Source organism: Pseudomonas sp. GL_135 (genome assembly GCF_057834665.1).
This window is the reverse complement of the sequence record NZ_CM174408.1, coordinates 1,611,354-1,628,407: the sequence shown is the minus strand read 5'-3', so window position 1 is coordinate 1,628,407 and position 17,054 is coordinate 1,611,354. Positions and strand designations below refer to the sequence as shown.

Annotated in this window: 14 protein-coding genes; 3 read left to right on the top strand and 11 right to left on the bottom strand. The window is 62.3% G+C overall.

Translation table 11 applies throughout. The features are described 5' to 3' along the window. Positions 1–480: 480 nt before the first annotated feature. Positions 481–3,801, top strand: a complete 3,321-nt coding sequence (gene rne / locus AC3ISG_RS07425; RefSeq protein ID WP_489298873.1) for a ribonuclease E — start codon at positions 481–483, stop codon at positions 3,799–3,801. 90 nt (positions 3,802–3,891) lie between these two features. Here the strand turns inward: rne and AC3ISG_RS07420 are convergent, their stop codons facing one another. The 8 genes from AC3ISG_RS07420 to AC3ISG_RS07385 form a co-directional block, all read right to left on the bottom strand. Beyond that, complete coding sequence (locus tag AC3ISG_RS07420) at positions 3,892–4,488, bottom strand: nucleotidyltransferase family protein (RefSeq protein ID WP_489298872.1); 597 nt, start codon at positions 4,486–4,488, stop codon at positions 3,892–3,894. A gap of 57 nt (positions 4,489–4,545) precedes the next feature. Further along, complete coding sequence (gene murB, locus AC3ISG_RS07415; protein ID WP_489298871.1) at positions 4,546–5,565, bottom strand: UDP-N-acetylmuramate dehydrogenase; 1,020 nt, start codon at positions 5,563–5,565, stop codon at positions 4,546–4,548. Positions 5,566–5,611: 46 nt separating this feature from the next. Next, positions 5,612–6,376 (bottom strand): 3-deoxy-manno-octulosonate cytidylyltransferase, encoded by a 765-nt coding sequence (kdsB, locus tag AC3ISG_RS07410; protein WP_205487137.1) that lies wholly within the window; start codon positions 6,374–6,376, stop codon positions 5,612–5,614. Continuing rightward, positions 6,373–6,558, bottom strand: a complete 186-nt coding sequence (locus tag AC3ISG_RS07405) for a Trm112 family protein (protein ID WP_003174668.1) — start codon at positions 6,556–6,558, stop codon at positions 6,373–6,375. Before AC3ISG_RS07405 ends, kdsB begins: the two co-directional genes overlap by 4 nt. Positions 6,559–6,575: 17 nt before the next feature. Further along, positions 6,576–7,571: a tetraacyldisaccharide 4'-kinase gene (gene lpxK / locus AC3ISG_RS07400; protein WP_489298870.1), complete on the bottom strand. Its 996-nt coding sequence runs from the start codon at positions 7,569–7,571 to the stop codon at positions 6,576–6,578. Continuing rightward, the gene (locus tag AC3ISG_RS07395; protein WP_065993112.1) at positions 7,571–8,002 is read right to left on the bottom strand and encodes an ExbD/TolR family protein; all 432 of its coding nucleotides are present in this window, start codon (positions 8,000–8,002) and stop codon (positions 7,571–7,573) included. Before AC3ISG_RS07395 ends, lpxK begins: the two co-directional genes overlap by 1 nt. Next, positions 7,999–8,673 carry a MotA/TolQ/ExbB proton channel family protein gene (locus tag AC3ISG_RS07390; RefSeq protein ID WP_122535561.1) on the bottom strand — a complete coding sequence of 225 codons (675 nt, stop codon included), beginning with the start codon at positions 8,671–8,673 and terminating at the stop codon, positions 7,999–8,001. Before AC3ISG_RS07390 ends, AC3ISG_RS07395 begins: the two co-directional genes overlap by 4 nt. 84 nt (positions 8,674–8,757) lie before the next feature. Continuing rightward, on the bottom strand, positions 8,758–10,974 hold the full coding sequence (locus tag AC3ISG_RS07385; protein ID WP_489298869.1) for a DNA internalization-related competence protein ComEC/Rec2: 2,217 nt from the start codon (positions 10,972–10,974) through the stop codon (positions 8,758–8,760). A gap of 153 nt (positions 10,975–11,127) precedes the next feature. On the opposite strand from AC3ISG_RS07385, the gene AC3ISG_RS07380 reads away from it, so the two are divergent. After that, positions 11,128–11,643 (top strand): DUF2062 domain-containing protein, encoded by a 516-nt coding sequence (locus AC3ISG_RS07380; RefSeq protein ID WP_122535563.1) that lies wholly within the window; start codon positions 11,128–11,130, stop codon positions 11,641–11,643. A gap of 123 nt (positions 11,644–11,766) precedes the next feature. On the opposite strand, the gene AC3ISG_RS07375 is transcribed toward AC3ISG_RS07380, so the two are convergent. From AC3ISG_RS07375 to AC3ISG_RS07365, 3 genes are all read right to left on the bottom strand, one after another. Then, positions 11,767–12,546, bottom strand: coding sequence for an ABC transporter permease (locus tag AC3ISG_RS07375; protein WP_065993104.1), 780 nt, complete (start codon positions 12,544–12,546; stop codon positions 11,767–11,769). Next, positions 12,543–13,475 (bottom strand): ABC transporter ATP-binding protein, encoded by a 933-nt coding sequence (locus tag AC3ISG_RS07370; protein ID WP_122535564.1) that lies wholly within the window; start codon positions 13,473–13,475, stop codon positions 12,543–12,545. The genes AC3ISG_RS07375 and AC3ISG_RS07370 overlap by 4 nt, the downstream gene beginning before the upstream one ends. A 219-nt stretch (positions 13,476–13,694) precedes the next feature. Continuing rightward, a complete protein-coding gene (locus AC3ISG_RS07365; RefSeq protein WP_122623810.1) occupies positions 13,695–14,318 on the bottom strand; it encodes a glutathione S-transferase family protein in 624 nt (207 codons plus the stop codon). Positions 14,319–14,531: 213 nt separating this feature from the next. On the opposite strand from AC3ISG_RS07365, the gene AC3ISG_RS07360 reads away from it, so the two are divergent. Further along, positions 14,532–16,976 (top strand): acyl-CoA dehydrogenase, encoded by a 2,445-nt coding sequence (locus AC3ISG_RS07360; protein ID WP_489298868.1) that lies wholly within the window; start codon positions 14,532–14,534, stop codon positions 16,974–16,976. The last annotated feature ends 78 nt before the right edge of the window (positions 16,977–17,054 follow it).

Here is a 17,054-nt window from a genome sequence, read left to right as displayed (position 1 = left end):
CGCCATCGAGGCCCACGTTCAAGGCCAGTTCACAAAGTGCAGTCGCTGGCAGTCGCACCGGGCGAATGCTTCGGAAACCATGCCTTATTTGAGCCATGACGCGCGAACTTCCCTTGGAAGATCGCGATAAATGCAACCCGCTGCGGATTCAGCGCGCGGCAGCACCCGAATTATCAGGGATACGTGTGGGGTGGAGACGCACAACCGTCGGACTGTGTAGCACAAGGCTTTATTCAAGACGCTTCATATCGTCCGCTACCGATGGTTGATTCCTCCTCCTGACAAAGCTTTTGCTGACAGGGTGTCATTTGTCACCACAGCAAGCAGGAACGTCGTCGCGACTCGGCCCCGCTGGCCGAACCTCGTTAGACACTGGAGTGTTCAAGCACTCCTGACGTGCCCTGACACCGACCGTGAGAAGTCGTGTGTGCCGAACGCCGTTTCCGGCAGCCCGGAAACCGACGGTACTACATGAAAAGAATGCTGATTAACGCAACTCAACCCGAAGAGTTGCGTGTTGCGCTGGTAGACGGCCAGCGCCTCTACGACCTGGACATCGAATCCGGGGCCCGCGAACAGAAGAAGGCCAACATCTATAAAGGCCGGATCACGCGTATCGAACCCAGCCTTGAAGCCGCGTTTGTCGACTTCGGCTCCGAGCGTCACGGCTTTCTGCCGCTGAAAGAAATCTCCCGCGAATACTTCAAGAAGTCGCCCGAAGGCCGCGTCAACATCAAGGACGTCCTGAGCGAAGGCCAGGAAGTCATCGTTCAGGTCGAGAAAGAAGAGCGTGGCAACAAGGGCGCTGCCCTGACCACATTCATCAGCCTCGCAGGCCGTTATCTGGTCCTGATGCCGAACAACCCTCGCGCCGGCGGCATCTCGCGTCGTATCGAAGGCGAAGAGCGCAACGAACTGCGTGAAGCGCTGAACGGCCTGATCGCCCCTGCCGACATGGGTCTGATCGTTCGCACCGCCGGCCTTGGCCGCAGCAGCGAAGAAATGCAGTGGGACCTCGATTACCTGCTGCAACTGTGGACCGCGATCAAAGAGGCTTCCCTCGACCGCTCCGCGCCGTTCCTGATCTATCAGGAAAGCAACGTCATCATCCGCGCCATCCGCGACTATCTGCGCCAGGACATCGGCGAAGTGCTGATCGACAGCGTCGAAGCCCAAGAAGAAGCGCTGACCTTCATCCGTCAGGTGATGCCGCAGTACGCCAGCAAGATCAAGCTCTACGAAGACAGCGTTCCGCTGTTCAACCGTTTCCAGATCGAAAGCCAGATCGAAACCGCCTTCCAGCGCGTCGTCGAACTGCCTTCCGGTGGCTCCATCGTCATCGATCCGACCGAAGCACTGGTGTCCATCGACATCAACTCGGCGCGCGCCACCAAGGGCAGCGACATCGAAGAGACCGCCCTGCAGACCAACCTTGAAGCGGCTGAGGAAATCGCCCGTCAACTGCGTCTGCGCGACATCGGCGGCCTGATCGTCATCGACTTCATTGACATGACCCCGGCCAAGAACCAGCGCGCCGTGGAAGAAAAGGTCCGTGAAAGCCTTGAAGCGGACCGTGCCCGTGTCCAGGTCGGTCGCATCTCGCGCTTCGGCTTGCTGGAAATGTCCCGTCAGCGCCTGCGTCCCTCCCTCGGCGAGAGCAGCGGCATCGTTTGCCCGCGTTGCAATGGCACCGGCATCATCCGTGACGTTGAATCGCTGTCGCTGGCGATCCTGCGCCTGATCGAAGAAGAAGCGCTGAAAGACCGTACGGCCGAAGTGCGCGCTCAGGTGCCGATCCCGGTCGCTGCGTTCCTGCTCAACGAAAAACGCAACTCGATCACCAAAATCGAACTGCGCACCCGCGCGCGCATCATCATTCTGCCGAACGACCATCTCGAGACCCCGCACTTCGAAGTGCAGCGTCTGCGTGATGACAGTCCGGAAGCCCACAGCCTGCAGACCAGCTATGAAATCGCTGCCGCTGCTGCTGAAGTGGAAGAAGTGGCGCCGCCTGCCGCCGCCACCCGCACCCTGGTTCGTCAGGAAGCGGCAGTCAAGACCGCCCCGGCCCGCGCCAATGCACCGGTTCCGGTTGAAGCCGCTGCGCCGGTCGCGGTTGCGCCTGCACCGGTCGCCCATGAGCCAAGCCTGTTCAAGGGCCTGGTGAAATCGCTGGTCAGCCTGTTCGCTTCCAAGGAAGAGCCTGCTGCTGTCGCGCCTGCCGCCGTGGTTGAAAAACCGGCTACCGAGCGTCCTGCGCGCAATGACGAGCGCCGTAATGGCCGTCAGCAGAGCCGCAGCCGTAACGGCCGTCGTGACGAAGAACGCAAGCCGCGTGAAGAACGTGCGCCGCGTGCCGATCGCGAAGAACGCGCACCCCGTGAAGAACGTGCCCCGCGCGAAGAGCGCGCGCCTCGTGAAGAGCGTGCACCGCGCGAACCGCGTGAAGAAACCACGGCACCGCGCGAAGAGCGTCCGGCCCGTGCACCACGGGAAGAGCGTCAGCCACGTGCTGGACGTGAAGACCGCAAGCCGCGTGAAGAGCGTGTGCGTGAACTGCGTGAGCCGATCGACGCCGCACCGGCGGTCAACCTGCCCCGCGAAGAACGCCCTGAGCGAGCTCCGCGTGAAGAGCGTCAGCCACGTGCACCGCGTGAAGAGCGTCAACCGCGCGCTGAACAGGCTGCAGTGGCTGCCGAAGACGAAACCCTGCTGACCACCGAAGAGCAACAGGATGACAACCAGGAGCACGCCGAAGGCGATCGCCCTCGTCGTCGTTCACGCGGTCAGCGTCGTCGCAGCAACCGTCGCGAGCGTCAGCGTGACGCCAATGGCAATGAAATCGAAGGCAGCGAAGGCGTAGAAGGTTCGGAAGGTTCTGAAGCCAACGACGGCGAAGGCAGCGAGCGTGGTCATGAGTCCCATGACGAAGTGCACGCGAACGCTGACCGTGGCAACGTCGCCGCCAGTGCAAGCGTTGCGGCGGTAGCGGAGCGCGTCATCAGCGCCACCGCCGAAGCCGATGCCCACCGTCAGGCTGAACGTGCGAACACGTCCGTTGAAGCCAGCGCGACTGAAGCAGCACCGATCGCTCAGGCCCATGAAGCAGCGCCAGAAGCGCCTGTCGTTGAAAGCCCTGCACCTGAAGCCAAGCGTTCGGTGATGCCGGAAGTTGAAGTGGCCACATTCGACGCCTCGCTGAGCCCGTTCGAACGTCAGGTGAAAGCAGCCGCTGAAGCCGAATCGACCGACACGCCAGCCAGTGCCGAGACTTCGGTCGCTGTTGAAGCGCCAGCGGTTGTGGAAGCCCCGGCGTTTATGCCGACTCCTGCACTGGTGCATGAGGCGGTTGAAGTAGCCGTCGCTGAGCCGGTTCACGTCGTTGAGCCTGTTAAAGCCGAGCATGTCCAGGCTGCCGAGCCTGCCAAAGCACCTGAGCTCGTTCAGATCACTGAACCGGCTCAGGCTGCAGAGCCAGAGCAAGCCAAGGCGCCGGAAATCGAGGCACCGAAAGTCGTCGAACCCGTTGCTCAGCAGCCTGTGGCCGCTGAACAGGTCATCGCCCCGGCCGTGGAAGCAGCCGCTCAGACCGCAGCACCGGAAATCGTCGCCGCGCCAGTGGCGGTCGAACCTCCTCAGGCGCCGGTTGCAGAACCGGCCAAAGAAGAGACACCTGCGCTGCCGGTTGCCAGCAATGGCCGTGCACCGAACGATCCTCGTGAAGTGCGTCGCCGTCGTCTGGAAGCCGAGCGTCAGCAGAAAGAGGCGCAAGCCTCGGATGAGCCTAAACCGCTCGTATAATCGGCTGTAACCAAAAAGCCCCACCTGTGTGAACAGGTGGGGCTTTTTTATGCCTGCCGTCTAGGGGACCTGAGGTTATGTAGTGTGAGATCAGCGCGATTGAAAGGTCAGCGCAGCGGGTACGTCCACGTCCCACAACACGCCCGGGTCGTCGACCTCGATCTCCTTGATCCGCGCGCCCTGGAATAACCGTCTGGCGCCCTTCTCCCCCGCCAGCGCCATGAGAGCCGGGCCGAACGCACGACCAAAAGCAACGGGGTGCCCATACTTTCCGCCATGGACCGGCACGCTGATGGCGTCGTCCTCCACCGAACGGGCCACACGTTCGAGGGTGTCAGGATGAATGAAAGGCATGTCGCCCAACGCAATCAACCAGCCGCGATGGGCGGGCTCGGCCGAAACGGCTGCGGCGATGCTGTCGCCCATGCCAGGGGAATCCAGTACCACCACTTCGTAGCCATGGCGCAGGCCCAACTCGGCAACGCTGCAGTAATCGGCTCGGGTCAGCAGGACGGTCTTATCGGCCAGGGGGCTGACGGTGACAAGCACCTGCTCCAGCACAGATCGCTCCGTGCCGTCACGCCCGAGGCATTGCGCCAGGAGCTTGTTACGGTGGTCACCGGCAACTGCGCGGTATCGGCTGCCGTGGCCCGCCGCCAGCACGATCGCGCATAGGGTTTCACTCATGGTTAACCCTCACTGAATAGCGACTAAGTGACGCTCAAACCGGAGGACACGCCCCGATCAATAGAGGTTGGGTTCCATTTCCAGCCCAACACCGAAGCGCTCGAGGATGTCCGCCTGAATGCGCTGCGCCAGAGCGAGCAATTGCTCGCCCGATGCCTGGCCATAATTGACCAGCACCAGTGACTGCAGCGCATGAACCCCTGCGTCGCCGTCACGGAAGCCCTTCCAGCCCGCCTGCTCGATCAACCAGCCGGCCGCCAGCTTTACCTGGCCATCGGCCTGAGGGTAGCCGACGACGCCAGGGTGCGTGAGTTTGATGACAGCCACACGCTCGGCGGACACCAGCGGGTTCTTGAAGAAGCTCCCTGCGTTGCCCAGCGTGGCGGGGTCCGGCAGTTTTTCGCTGCGAATGGCGCAGATCGCCCGGCTCACGTGCATCGGCGAAGGCTCTTTGATGCCCTGCTCTTCCAGGCGCTGACGCACCGGCCCGTAATCGAGGTGAAGGGTCGCCGAGTAGCTGAGCTTGAAGCGAACACGCAGGATCAGCCAACGGTTTGGCTGACGCTTGAACAGGCTGTCGCGGTAGCCGAACTCGCAGTCGGCCAGGACAAATTCCCGCAGCTCGCCGCTGTGCCGATCAATCGCGGTCAGGCTGTGAAAAACATCCTTGAGCTCAACGCCGTAAGCGCCGATGTTTTGCATCGGTGCAGCGCCAACGGTGCCGGGGATCAGGCTGAGGTTTTCCAGCCCGGCCAACCCTTGGGCGAGTGTGTCCAGCACGAACGGATGCCAGGGCTCGCCTGCCTCCGCTTCGACAATGGCGCCGCCGCAATCCTCGTGGGTGATGCGGATGCCCCGGCTGGCCATGCGCAACACGAGCGCATCGACGTCACGGGTCAGCAGCAGATTGCTGCCGCCGCCGATAACCATCAGCGGCACGTCGTGGCGGGTCGAATACGCCAAGGCCTCGCGTACGTCGTCGTCGCTGAACGCCTCGGCAAAACGCCGGGCACGGACATTTACGCCGAATGTGTTGTGGGGCTTGAGAGACACGTCGTGTTGTACATTCAGCGTCATGGATGCGTCCGCGAAAACAGTGGAAGAAGTACCAGACCCACGCTCATCAAGCCTCCAGCAGACGACGAACGCGTTCCAGATCTTCCGCAGTATCGACGCCGGCCGGTGGCGCCTCGAGGGCGTCGGCCACGTGAATGCGCACACCGTGCCAGAGCGCACGCAACTGCTCGAGGTTTTCTGTGTTTTCCAGCCAGCATGGGCCCCAGCTGACAAAGTCGTGGAGGAACCCGGCGCGGTAGGCATAGATGCCGATGTGGCGGCGATACGGCACGCCTTCTGGCAGCGTATCGCGGGACTTCGCCAAGGCATCGCGAGCCCAGGGCAGCGGCGCGCGGCTGAAAGTCAGCGCCAGGCCGTTGAGGTCAGAGCAGACCTTGACCACGTTGGGATTGAACAGCGAGGTCACGTCCTCGATTGGCTCGGCCAGGGTCGACATGCGCGCCTCGGGATGAGCTGCAAGATTATCGGCGACCTGATCGATCACGGCGGGCGGGATCATCGGCTCGTCGCCCTGGACATTGACCACGATGGCGTCGTCGGCCAGGCCCAGCTGGGCGGCGACTTCAGCCAGGCGGTCGGTGCCGGAATTGTGATCGTCGCGGGTCATCAGCACTTCGGCGCCGAACGCCTGGCAGGCGTCGACGATGCGCTGATCGTCAGTGGCAACCACCACGCGCTCTGCGCTGCTTTTACGCGCCTGTTCCCAGACGTGCTGGATCATCGGCTTGCCAGCGATGGTTTTCAGTGGCTTGCCGGGAAAGCGACTGGAGCCGTAGCGCGCCGGAATGACAACGGTGAACGCAGCGGTCATTTGTCCAGACGCTCGTCTGTGGTAAGGGTGCGCGCTTCGCTTTCCAGCATCACCGGGATGCCGTCGCGGATCGGGTAGGCCAGGCCGGCGCCTTTGCTGATCAGCTCGGTTTTGTCGGCGCTGAGCTTGAGCGGACCCTTGCAGATCGGGCAGGCAAGAATGTCGAGCAATTTGGTGTCCATAAAAGATCCTGAGCGAGTCATGGCAAAAGACGGGTTAACTGCGAATCGAACCAACTGACGAACGCCGGCGAAGGCACGGCTTCCACGGCCAGGTACCACCAGTCCGGTGCGGCAAAAGACGCGCATTTGACGGCGTCCTTCTCGGTCATGACCAGGGGCAATGCCGGGGTGAACGACAGTGCCTGGGCACTGAACACGGCGTGGTCGGCGAACGCATGTGGAACAGGCCGCCAGTGTAGTCCTTCGAGGGTGTTGAAGAAACGTTGCGGGTTACCGATGCCGGCCACTGCGTGGACCTGCTGACCGCGCGGGAAATGATCGACCGGCCGGCGCTCCCCGGTGACCAGGTTGACCAGCGCCGAGGGCTTGAGCTGAAACCCGAAGCCGTCTTCGCGATCCGCGCTCGCGCCGTTGTACAGCAGCGCATCCACGCTCCGCAGCCGCTCGACCGGTTCGCGCAACGGGCCTGCCGGCAGGCAGCGGCGATTGCCAAGCCCGCGGAGGGCATCGATCAGCACCAGTTCGAGGTCGCGATTCAGGCGATAGTGCTGCAGGCCGTCGTCCGAGAGAATGAGATCAAGGGGCTCTTCAGCGAGCAGGGCGCGCACGGCCTGCGAGCGGTCCGGGTCGATCATCAATGGCACGCCGGTGCGATTGACGATCAGCAGGGGCTCATCGCCCGCGTGCTCGGCGGGCTGTTGCGGCAGTACGCGCCAGGGCAGGCTCGGCGGCTTGGAGCCATAGCCCCGACTGACCACACCGACGCGCAGCCCGCGTGCCCGGCAATGATCAATCATCCAGAGGATCAGCGGCGTCTTTCCGGTGCCACCGACAGTGATATTGCCGACGACCACCACCGGAACGGGCGCTTTATAAATGTCGCCCTGCCCTGCGAGGAAGCGCGCGCGCTTGCGGTTCACCACGCGCCGGTACAGGCATTCGAGCGGGCGCAACAGCACCAGCGCCGGATGGCCGTTGTACCAGGCGTCGAGCAGTCGGTCAGTGAATGCCATCAGTTAGCCGATGCGGCCTCGACGGTGGTCATGCGCAAATGGGCGAAACCGAGTTTGCCGGCGGCGTCCATGGCGGTGATCACCGCCTGGTGCGGGGTCTTGCCGTCAGCGCTGATCGACAGCGGCAGACTGGTGTCGCCCTCGGATTCCTTCTGCAGGGCATCGATGAGGGTTTCCAGCTTGCTGTCGCCCAGCAGGGTGTTGTTCACCGAATACACGCCGTCGGCATTGATCGTGATGTCGAGGTGTTTTTTGTCGACGTCATCGGCCGAAGCGCCGGTCACCGCCTGGGGCAGGTCAACGCGCAGCTGGGTTTCCCGGGTGAACGTGGTGGTCACGACAAAGAACAGCAGCAGAATGAACACCACGTCGATCAGCGACACCAGATTGATGTCGATGGTCTCCCTGGGTTTGCGACGGCGGAATTTCACTTCTTCCTGCCCTCGCCACGTGCGGCAGCCTTGATGTCCGGCTTGGCGTCGGTGAGGTCGACGTCACGGTCGCCCTGCACGACTTCCACCAGCTTGATGGCTTCCTGTTCCATGCCGACCACCAGCTCATCGACGCGCGTTTGCAGGTAGCGATGGAAGAAGATCGCGGGAATCGCAACGGTCAGGCCGGATGCGGTGCAGATCAATGCCTTGCCAATACCGCCGGCAAGCATGCCGGCGTTCCCGGTCATGCCGCTGCTGGTGAACGAGCTGAAGATGTCGATCATGCCGAGCACGGTGCCCAGCAAACCCAGCAGCGGGGCCATGGCAGCGATGGTCCCGAGTGTCGCCAGATAGCGTTCGAGCTCGTGAATGACCCGGGCTGCGGCCTCCTCGATGCACTCTTTCATGATCTCGCGACCATGGCGGGAATTGGCCAGACCGGCGGCGAGGATTTCACCCAGCGGCGAGTCGGCGCGCAGCTCTTTGAGCTTTTCGGCGCTCAGTTGCTTGTCCTGAATCCAGCGCCACACCTGGCCGAGCAAATGCGGCGGCGTGATGCGACTGGCGCGCAGGGTCCAGAGGCGTTCAATGATGATTCCGACGGCGGCGATGGAACTCAAAATGATCGGTAGCATCATCCAGCCACCTGATTTGACCAGCTCCCACACAGCGACCACCCCCTCAAAAAAAGTGGCGCCACTCTAACATAGCGTCGGCGCCTCGCCGAACGTGTCGATGAATAACCAGACCTTTCAGTCACGCCAGAAGCGTCGCGTCCTACGTTCGGCCAGCGCCCTTTCGTAAGCGCCCAATTGCACGGTAATAGCACCCAGCACAGCGCTGTCGTGAATCTCCATGCCCGACCATGCGTATCGGGACATCACCAGCGGATGGGGATGGCCGAACGCATTATTGCGGCCTCGGGAAATCAGCACGCCCCGCGCACCGACCGCGCGCAGAAACCCGCGGGACGACGAGCTGCGGCTGCCGTGGTGGGGAGATTGCAGCCAGTGGGCGCTGACGTTGAAGCCGTCGTCGAGCATCGCGCGTTCGGCAGCGACGTCGATATCACCGGTCAGCAATAGCCGCTCGCCATTGGCCTGGACGCTGAGCACACAGGAAGCCTGATTGCCCTCGGCGGCCTGCTCCCATATCCAAGTGGAAAAAACGACTTCATCCCACGTCCATGTTTCCCCGTTACGGCAGGACTCGGCTGACAATTCGGTCGGCATGCGCCCTACGTCACCCGTCAGCACCCGCGCGACCGGCACGCCCTTGCGAACGGCAGCGGCACCACCGGCATGATCGGCATCGGCATGACTGAGCAGCAGGGTGTCCAGTTGCTTGAGCCCGGCGCGCCGAATGGCCGGCAATACTACGCGCTCACCGATATCGAAATCACCGAAACGCGGCCCTGCGTCGTACAGCAGGGCGTGGTCGCGGGTGCGCAGCAGGATGGCGAGCCCCTGCCCCACATCCAGCTGCAGCACTTCGACCTGCCCGACAGGCACGGTTTTCTGCGGCGGGAAGATGCACAGCAACAGTAACGGCCAGCCCAACGGACACATCGGCAGGCCTTTGGGCAGCAACAGCAGAAACGCGCCGAACAGGCTCAGCGGCCAGACCCACAGTGGCACGTGGGGGCCGGTCCAGGCGGGAGCGAGCTCGGCCATGAACGTCAGCCAGCGAAACAGCCCGTCCATCGCGCCGCCTGCCAGCCACAACAGACCTTCGCCCAGCGGAGGGATAGCAAGCAGCGCCGTGCCGAGCAACGCCAGGGGCAAGATCAGCAGGCTCGACCACGGCACGGCGAGCAGATTGACGGCGGGACCGCTCACGCTCACCGGCAAGCTCAACATCAGCAGCACCGGCAGCAGCCCCACCGCGATCAGCCATTGTGCGCGGGTCCAGCTCTGCAGCCAGCTCCACGGCCCGAGTCGCCCGCTGAAGATCAGCATCAGGATCGCGACCGCAAGAAACGACAGCCAGAAACCCGGGCGCAACGTGATCAGTGGCTCGGCGAGCAGCACCAGATTGAGCGCCAGCAACAGCGGCCAGGTGGCGCCCAGATGGCGGAAACGAAGACGCCACAGCAGCACCAGACCCAGCATGGTGACAGCCCGCTGCACCGGCACTTCAAAGCCCGCCAGCACGCCATATGCCAGCGCGCCCGCGAAGGCCGCCATGCATGCCGAGGGCAGCCAGGGCAGAAATGGCGGCCACGCGCCCCATCGGGCCAAGCCAGCCACCAGGCCGTAGAGCAAACCGGCGAGCAAGCCGATGTGCGTTCCGGAAATGACCAGCAAGTGGACGGTGCCGGTGTCCTGCAGGACTTGCCAATCGGCGGCGCTCAATCCGGAATCGTCCCCCAGCACCAAGGCCGCCAGACCGCCCTCCCGGCCCTGGGCATCCACACTCAGCAGGCGCTGGCGAATGCTGTCGCGCCAATTGTCCTGGGCCGGTTCGAGCAACTGGCCGTCCACCACGGTGCCGGTGGCCCCAATGCGCTGCGCCAGCAGCCATGCCTCGTAATCGAACGCGCCGGGATTGACCAGCCCACCCGGGCGCTTGAGTTTGACCGCCAGACGCCAACGCTCCCCGCTATTGACCGGCGGCCCGCCGTACCAGCCAATGCGGATCTGTTCGGGAAGCCGCGCGCGTCGTGAAACGGGATCATCCAGCTGAAACCGCACCACGCCGTCGATTGTCTGCGGCAGCCCGACGACGCGTCCCTCCAGCCAGAGCGTTTGCCCATCGAGGCGCTCGGCCAGTCGGTCATCCAGCGCCGACGACGCCGAGACGCAGGCCCAGGTCAGCCCGAACAGATAAAACGCCAGGGGGTAGGTGCGAAACGGCAGCAGCATCAGCGCCACCACGGGCATCGCCAGCAGCAACCAGACCGGCGGTAATGCTGGCAGAAAACGTAGCGTCAGCAGTCCGAGTGCGAGGGCGAGCATCCCTGTGCGCATGAGGCTTTCCTTGTCTGCGGGTGAAATCGACCTCCATGGCTTAGCCGATGCGCCGGCACGCGCGCTTATTAATTGTCACAAAGTCTGAATTTGCGTTTGCGACTATCCGTGCATACTTCCCCGAATTTCCCGCCCACCTCGCCGGATTCCCGTATGCCACGCCACCTGATCAAGCGGTACATGCCCGATCCGAACAGCATCCGGGAACACAAATCCTTACGCTTTCTTGGCTCTCTTCTGCACGACCCCAACCTCTGGCACCTCAATCGACATTCCGTGGCCCGCGCGATGGGGATCGGGCTGTTTGCCGCCTTGATGCCAATGCCGTTGCAAATGCTCCTGGCGGCCGTGCTGGCGATCTGGGTCCGGGCAAACATGCCGATCGCTGTCAGTCTGTGCTGGCTGACCAACCCGCTGACGATGCCGCCAGTGTTTTATTGCACCTATAAAATCGGCGCGCTGCTGATGGGCTTGCCGCCGCGGCATTTCCCGGACGAGCTGAGTTGGGACTGGATCAGCGGACAGCTGTCCACCTTGTGGCAGCCGTTTTTGCTGGGGTCGGTGGTGGCGGGGATTGTGCTGGGCGTGGCCGGGTATTTCGGGACGATGGCGTACTGGCGCTGGTGGGTGGGGCGGCAGTGGAAGCAGCGCAAGGCAAAGCGCCGATAGTACGAACACAGCAGAACATGTGGGCATGAGCTTGCTCACGAAGGCGTCAGTACATCCGCTACATGTTCAGCGCATGTAATGACGTCTTCGCGAGCAAGCTCACTCCCACAAGGTGCGGCGAAATTACTGACGCATCCCGCGTCCGCTCACCAGCAATCGCGCGCAGCCGAGGTACAGCACGATGGTCGCAACGACCATGAACGCCAGGGCAATGCTGATCTTGATGTCGGACACGCCGAGGATGCCGAAGCGGAAGGCATTGACCATGTGCAGCACCGGGTTGGCCAGCGACACGGTCTGCCAGAACGGCGGCAGCAGGTTGATCGAGTAGAACACCCCGCCCAGGTAGGTCAACGGCGTCAGCACGAAGGTCGGGATGATGGAAATATCATCGAAATTGCGGGCAAACACGGCATTAATGAAGCCCAGCAGCGAGAAGATCGTCGCGGTCAGCAGCACCACGATGATCGTGATACCCAAGTGATGAACCTGCAGATCGGTGAAGAACATCGACAGCATCGTCACGATCACCCCCACCGCCAGCCCGCGCAGCACGCCGCCGATGGTGTAGCCGATCAGGATGGTGTGGGGCGACACCGGCGAAACCATCAGTTCTTCGACCGAACGCTGGAACTTGGCGCCGAAGAAGCTCGATACCACGTTGCCGTAGGAATTGGTGATCACTGACATCATGATCAGGCCGGGCACGATGTACTGCATGTAAGTGAAGCCACCCATGTCGCCGATCTGCCGACCGATCAGGTTGCCGAAGATCACGAAGTACAGAACCATGGTGATCGCTGGCGGCAGCAAGGTCTGCGGCCAGATCCGCATGAAACGCCGGACCTCACGGTAAACGATGGTGTTCAGGGCGATCAGGTTGGGGCGCAGCTCCGAGCTCATATCGCCACCTTCGCCAGATTCTTCTCGACCAGACCCACGAACAACTCCTCAAGGCGGTTGGTTTTATTGCGCAGGCTCAACACTTGAATGTTCTGCAGCGACAACTGACTGAACAGCGACGTGATGCCGATGGTCTTGTCGACTTGCACCTCAAGGGTCTGGCTATCCACCAACTGCACCGGATAGCCGTTGAGCTGAGGCGCGGCTTGCAGCGGATCCCGCAAATCCAGCAGGAAGGTCTCTACGTGCAGTTTGTTAAGCAGCGTCTTCATGCTGGTGTTTTCGATGATCGTGCCGTGATCGATGATGCCGATATTGCGGCACAGCTGCTCAGCCTCCTCCAGGTAATGGGTGGTGAGGATGATGGTGATGCCCTTCTCGTTCAGCTCGGTGAGGAAGGTCCACATGGAACGGCGCAATTCGATATCTACACCCGCGGTTGGCTCGTCGAGGATCAACAGGCGGGGCTCGTGAATCAGCGCGCGGGCGATCATCAGACGGCGCTTCATGCCGCCGGACAATGAACGTGACGGCGAGTCGCGCTTGTCCCACAAACCCAGCTGGGTCAGGTACTGCTCGGCGCGCTCTTTGGCGATCTTCGGCGGGATGCCGTAATAACCCGCCTGGGTCACGACGATGTCGAAGGTCTTCTCGAACTGGTTGAAATTGAATTCCTGCGGCACCACACCGATCGAGCGCTTGAGCTGCGCCGGGTTGGTATCGAGGTCGTGGCCGAAAATGTTCACCGTGCCGCTGGTCTTGTTGACCAGGGTCGAGATGATCCCGATGGTGGTGGATTTGCCGGCGCCGTTAGGGCCGAGCAATGCGAAGAAATCACCCTCGGCGACGTCCAGATCAATGCCCTTGAGGGCCTGGAAACCGTTGCCGTAGGTCTTGGTTAGCTGCCGGATGGACAGAGCTGAACTCATGACTGAACACACACCAATAAAAATGAAAAAGGGAAGATAAACGAATACGAAAGTACAGTCGCCGGACTGACACGGCCGCTGACATTTACCGTGCCGCGCAGCGGGAAAATCAGGCGCAACACAAGGTTGCAAGCGCAGTGGTCGCAATGTTGCGTGCCGATGCCGCCCAAGTACAACGACATCGGTTGATAGTCAGTATTAACTCGACACGGGCTGAACTCAGGTCAGCGCGGTCATGACCGCCTTGCGATACGCCGGACGCTGTTGCAAACGCTCGTACCAGGCTTTGAGGTGGGGCAGCTCGCGACGTTCAATCGGCATTTCGAACCAGGGATAAGCGAAGCAGCCGAGGGGAATGTCGCCCACGCCGAATTCATCGCCCGAGAGGTACGGCTGATGCGCCAGTGCTGCGTCGACGATGACCAGCAGGCGTTCGACTTCGGCTTTCGCAGCGTTGATTTGCGTCCAGTCCTGTTTGTCGGCTGGCGTGCGTACTACGCCCCAGAACACCGGCCGAAAGGGAGCGGCCAGCGTCGACGTGGTCCAGTCCATCCACTTTTCAGCCTGGGCACGCGCCTTGGGGCTGGCGGGATAGAGCGAAGAATCCGGCGCGTATTGAGCCGCCAGATAGCGAACGATGGTGTTGGATTCCCACAGCACAAACTCGCCGTCTTCAATCATCGGCACCACGCCGTTGGGGTTCTTCGCCAGGTACTCGGGCTGATCGTTGACCCCGAAAGCGCCGCCGGCATTCAGCGACTCATATTCCAGCCCCAGTTCCTCGGCGATCCACAATGCCTTGCGCACATTGGACGAGTTCTTGCGGCCCCAGATCTTCAACATGTTGTCATTCTCCGTGTGCTCAACGATCGATGAGTGGCGTTTGCGGCGGGCCACAGTCTACTCCGGGATGCGGGTGTTCGAGCCACAACTTCCTGTGCATCGGCCAGGTCCCGAACTCCCTTGGTAGCGCGGGGTCACTATCGAAGCGCGGGCCAGAGCGGTCGACTGCGCAGCCGGTTGCGCTTATCGCACCGTCATCATGGAGGGCTGTTTATGCTGTTGTTGTGGATCGTAGTGTTGGTGGTCGGCGTGGCCTGGCTGGCCCATCGGCGTGTTGCGCCCTTCCCCGCCCTGGGCATCGTCGCGGTGTACCTGTTGGCGATGGGCGCGTTCAGCCATGCCCACGGATGGATGATTATCCCGTGGGTACTGTGGCTCGGCGTCGCGTTGATGCTGGCGCTGCCGGACCTGCGTCGCAAACACTTCAGTGCGCCGATGTTCTCGTGGTTTCAGAAAGTGCTGCCACCGATGTCCGCCACCGAGCGTGACGCCATCGACGCCGGCACGGTGTGGTGGGATGGCGAGCTGTTCAGCGGCCGTCCGGACTGGAACACCCTGCTGAGCTACCCGAAAACCACGCTCACCGACGAAGAGCAGGCGTTCCTCGACGGTCCGACCGAAGAACTCTGCGCCATGGTCAGCGACTGGGAAATCGGTCAGGCCATGGACCTGCCCCCGGAAGCCTGGGCGCATATAAAAGCGCACGGCTTTTTTGCTCTGATTATTCCCAAGGAGTATGGCGGCAAAGGGTTCTCGGCCTACGCCCACTCGCAAGTGGCGATGAAGCTGGCGACCCGCAGCGGCGATCTGGCCTCCACCGTCATGGTGCCCAACTCACTGGGCCCGGCAGAGCTGCTGCTGCATTACGGCACCGATGAGCAGCGCAATCACTACTTGCCACGCCTGGCCCGTGGCGACGAGATCCCGTGCTTTGCATTGACCGGCCCGCTGGCTGGCTCCGACGCAGGGGCGATGCCCGACACCGGGATCATCTGCAAGGGCCAGTGGGAAGGCGAAGAAGTCATCGGTCTGCGCCTGAACTGGGAAAAGCGCTACATCACCCTCGGCCCGGTCGCTACCCTTCTGGGCCTGGCCTTTAAGGCTTACGACCCTGAGCATTTGCTGGGTGACGAGACAGACCTGGGCATCAGCCTGGCGCTGATACCCACCGACACCGCGGGTGTGGAGATCGGTCGTCGTCATGTGCCACTGGGCGCTGCCTTCATGAACGGCCCGAACTCCGGCAAGGACGTGTTCATTCCGCTGGAATACCTGATCGGCGGCCAGGACATGCTCGGCAAAGGCTGGATGATGCTGATGAATTGTCTGTCGGTCGGACGTTCGATTTCCCTGCCGGCGGTCGGTACCGGCGCTGCGAAGTTCACCAGCCTCGTTACCGGGCAGTACACCCAGGTGCGCGAGCAGTTCAACGTACCGCTGGCAGCGTTCGAAGGGATTCAGGAATCCCTCGCGCGCATCGGTGGCAACGCCTGGCTGATGGACAGCGCGCGCATTCTGACCGCCAACGCGGTGGACTTGGGCGAGAAGCCTTCGGTGCTGTCGGCGATTCTGAAGTACCACCTGACCGAGCGTGGCCGTGAGTGCATCACCCATGCGATGGATGTGCACGGCGGCAAGGGCATCATCATGGGCCCGAACAACTACCTCGGTCGCTCGTGGCAAGGCGCGCCGATCTTCATCACCGTTGAAGGCGCGAACATTCTGTCGCGCAACCTGATGATCTTCGGTCAGGGCGCCATTCGCTGCCATCCGTTCGTGCTGAAGGAAATGGCCCTCGCCGGTCGTCAGGATCATGACCGGGCGGTGGTGGAATTCGACGGCCTGCTGATGCAGCACATTGGTTTTGCCTTTCGCAACGCGGCCAGCACGCTGGTGCTGAATCTGGGTCTTGGGCATTTCGAAAGCGTGCCGGGTGATCGCCTGAGTCAGGGTTATTTCCGCGCACTGAACCGGCAGGCTGCAGCGTTTGCGATGCTGGCTGACCTGAGCATGATGCTGCTGGGCGGCGAGTTGAAACGCCGTGAACGTCTGTCGGCGCGACTGGGCGATGTGCTGAGCCACATGTACCTGGCGTCCGCTGCGCTCAAGCGTTATCACGATCTGGATTATCCCGAAGCGCTGGCGCCGCTATTTTGCTGGTCCATGGAAGAAGCGCTGGGTGAGTCGGAGCGCGCGCTGGACGAATTGCTCAGTAATTTCCCGAACCGCATTCTAGGCGGGCTGCTGCGGGTGATCGTGTTCCCGTTCGGTCGTCGCCACAAAGGGCCTTCGGACAGGCTCGATGCCCAGGTCGCGGAAATCCTCGGCCGCGCCAAAGGCGACCCGGCGCTGGAATCGGTGCTTGCCGGTTGCTATCGCCCGACCGACGCAGAGGATCCAGTCGGCGCATTGCAGCACGCCAGCGACCTGCTCAGCGGCGCCAAGGCTACCCGCAGCAAACTGCATCACGCGGTGAAAAGCGGTCAGGTCAAGCCAGCGGGTGGCGAGCATCTGATTGACGCCGCGCTCAATGCAGGCGTGCTGCAGGCGGCGGAAGCGCAAACCTTGCGCGCTGCGGAAGCGGCGCGGCGCAAAGTGATCGACGTGGATGACTTTGATAAGGAAGAGCTGGTCGCCACCGAAGGCAAAACCCGCTAACAACGGCATACCGAGTAGGAGTGCGGTTGCTCGCGATGGCTTAGGTACAGGCGCTGATGACAGGTCAGCCCCTCCGAA

Excerpts from the sequence above, each read along its gene's own strand:
- rne (WP_489298873.1), top strand. The coding sequence starts at position 481 with ATGCTGATTAACGCAACTCAACCCGAAGAGTTGCGTGTTGCGCTGGTA.
- AC3ISG_RS07420 (WP_489298872.1), bottom strand. The coding sequence starts at position 4,488 with ATGAGTGAAACCCTATGCGCGATCGTGCTGGCGGCGGGCCACGGCAGC.
- murB (WP_489298871.1), bottom strand. The coding sequence starts at position 5,565 with ATGACGCTGAATGTACAACACGACGTGTCTCTCAAGCCCCACAACACA.
- kdsB (WP_205487137.1), bottom strand. The coding sequence starts at position 6,376 with ATGACCGCTGCGTTCACCGTTGTCATTCCGGCGCGCTACGGCTCCAGT.
- AC3ISG_RS07405 (WP_003174668.1), bottom strand. The coding sequence starts at position 6,558 with ATGGACACCAAATTGCTCGACATTCTTGCCTGCCCGATCTGCAAGGGT.
- lpxK (WP_489298870.1), bottom strand. The coding sequence starts at position 7,571 with ATGGCATTCACTGACCGACTGCTCGACGCCTGGTACAACGGCCATCCG.
- AC3ISG_RS07385 (WP_489298869.1), bottom strand. The coding sequence starts at position 10,974 with ATGCGCACAGGGATGCTCGCCCTCGCACTCGGACTGCTGACGCTACGT.
- AC3ISG_RS07380 (WP_122535563.1), top strand. The coding sequence starts at position 11,128 with ATGCCACGCCACCTGATCAAGCGGTACATGCCCGATCCGAACAGCATC.
- AC3ISG_RS07375 (WP_065993104.1), bottom strand. The coding sequence starts at position 12,546 with ATGAGCTCGGAGCTGCGCCCCAACCTGATCGCCCTGAACACCATCGTT.
- AC3ISG_RS07370 (WP_122535564.1), bottom strand. The coding sequence starts at position 13,475 with ATGAGTTCAGCTCTGTCCATCCGGCAGCTAACCAAGACCTACGGCAAC.
- AC3ISG_RS07365 (WP_122623810.1), bottom strand. The coding sequence starts at position 14,318 with ATGTTGAAGATCTGGGGCCGCAAGAACTCGTCCAATGTGCGCAAGGCA.
- AC3ISG_RS07360 (WP_489298868.1), top strand. The coding sequence starts at position 14,532 with ATGCTGTTGTTGTGGATCGTAGTGTTGGTGGTCGGCGTGGCCTGGCTG.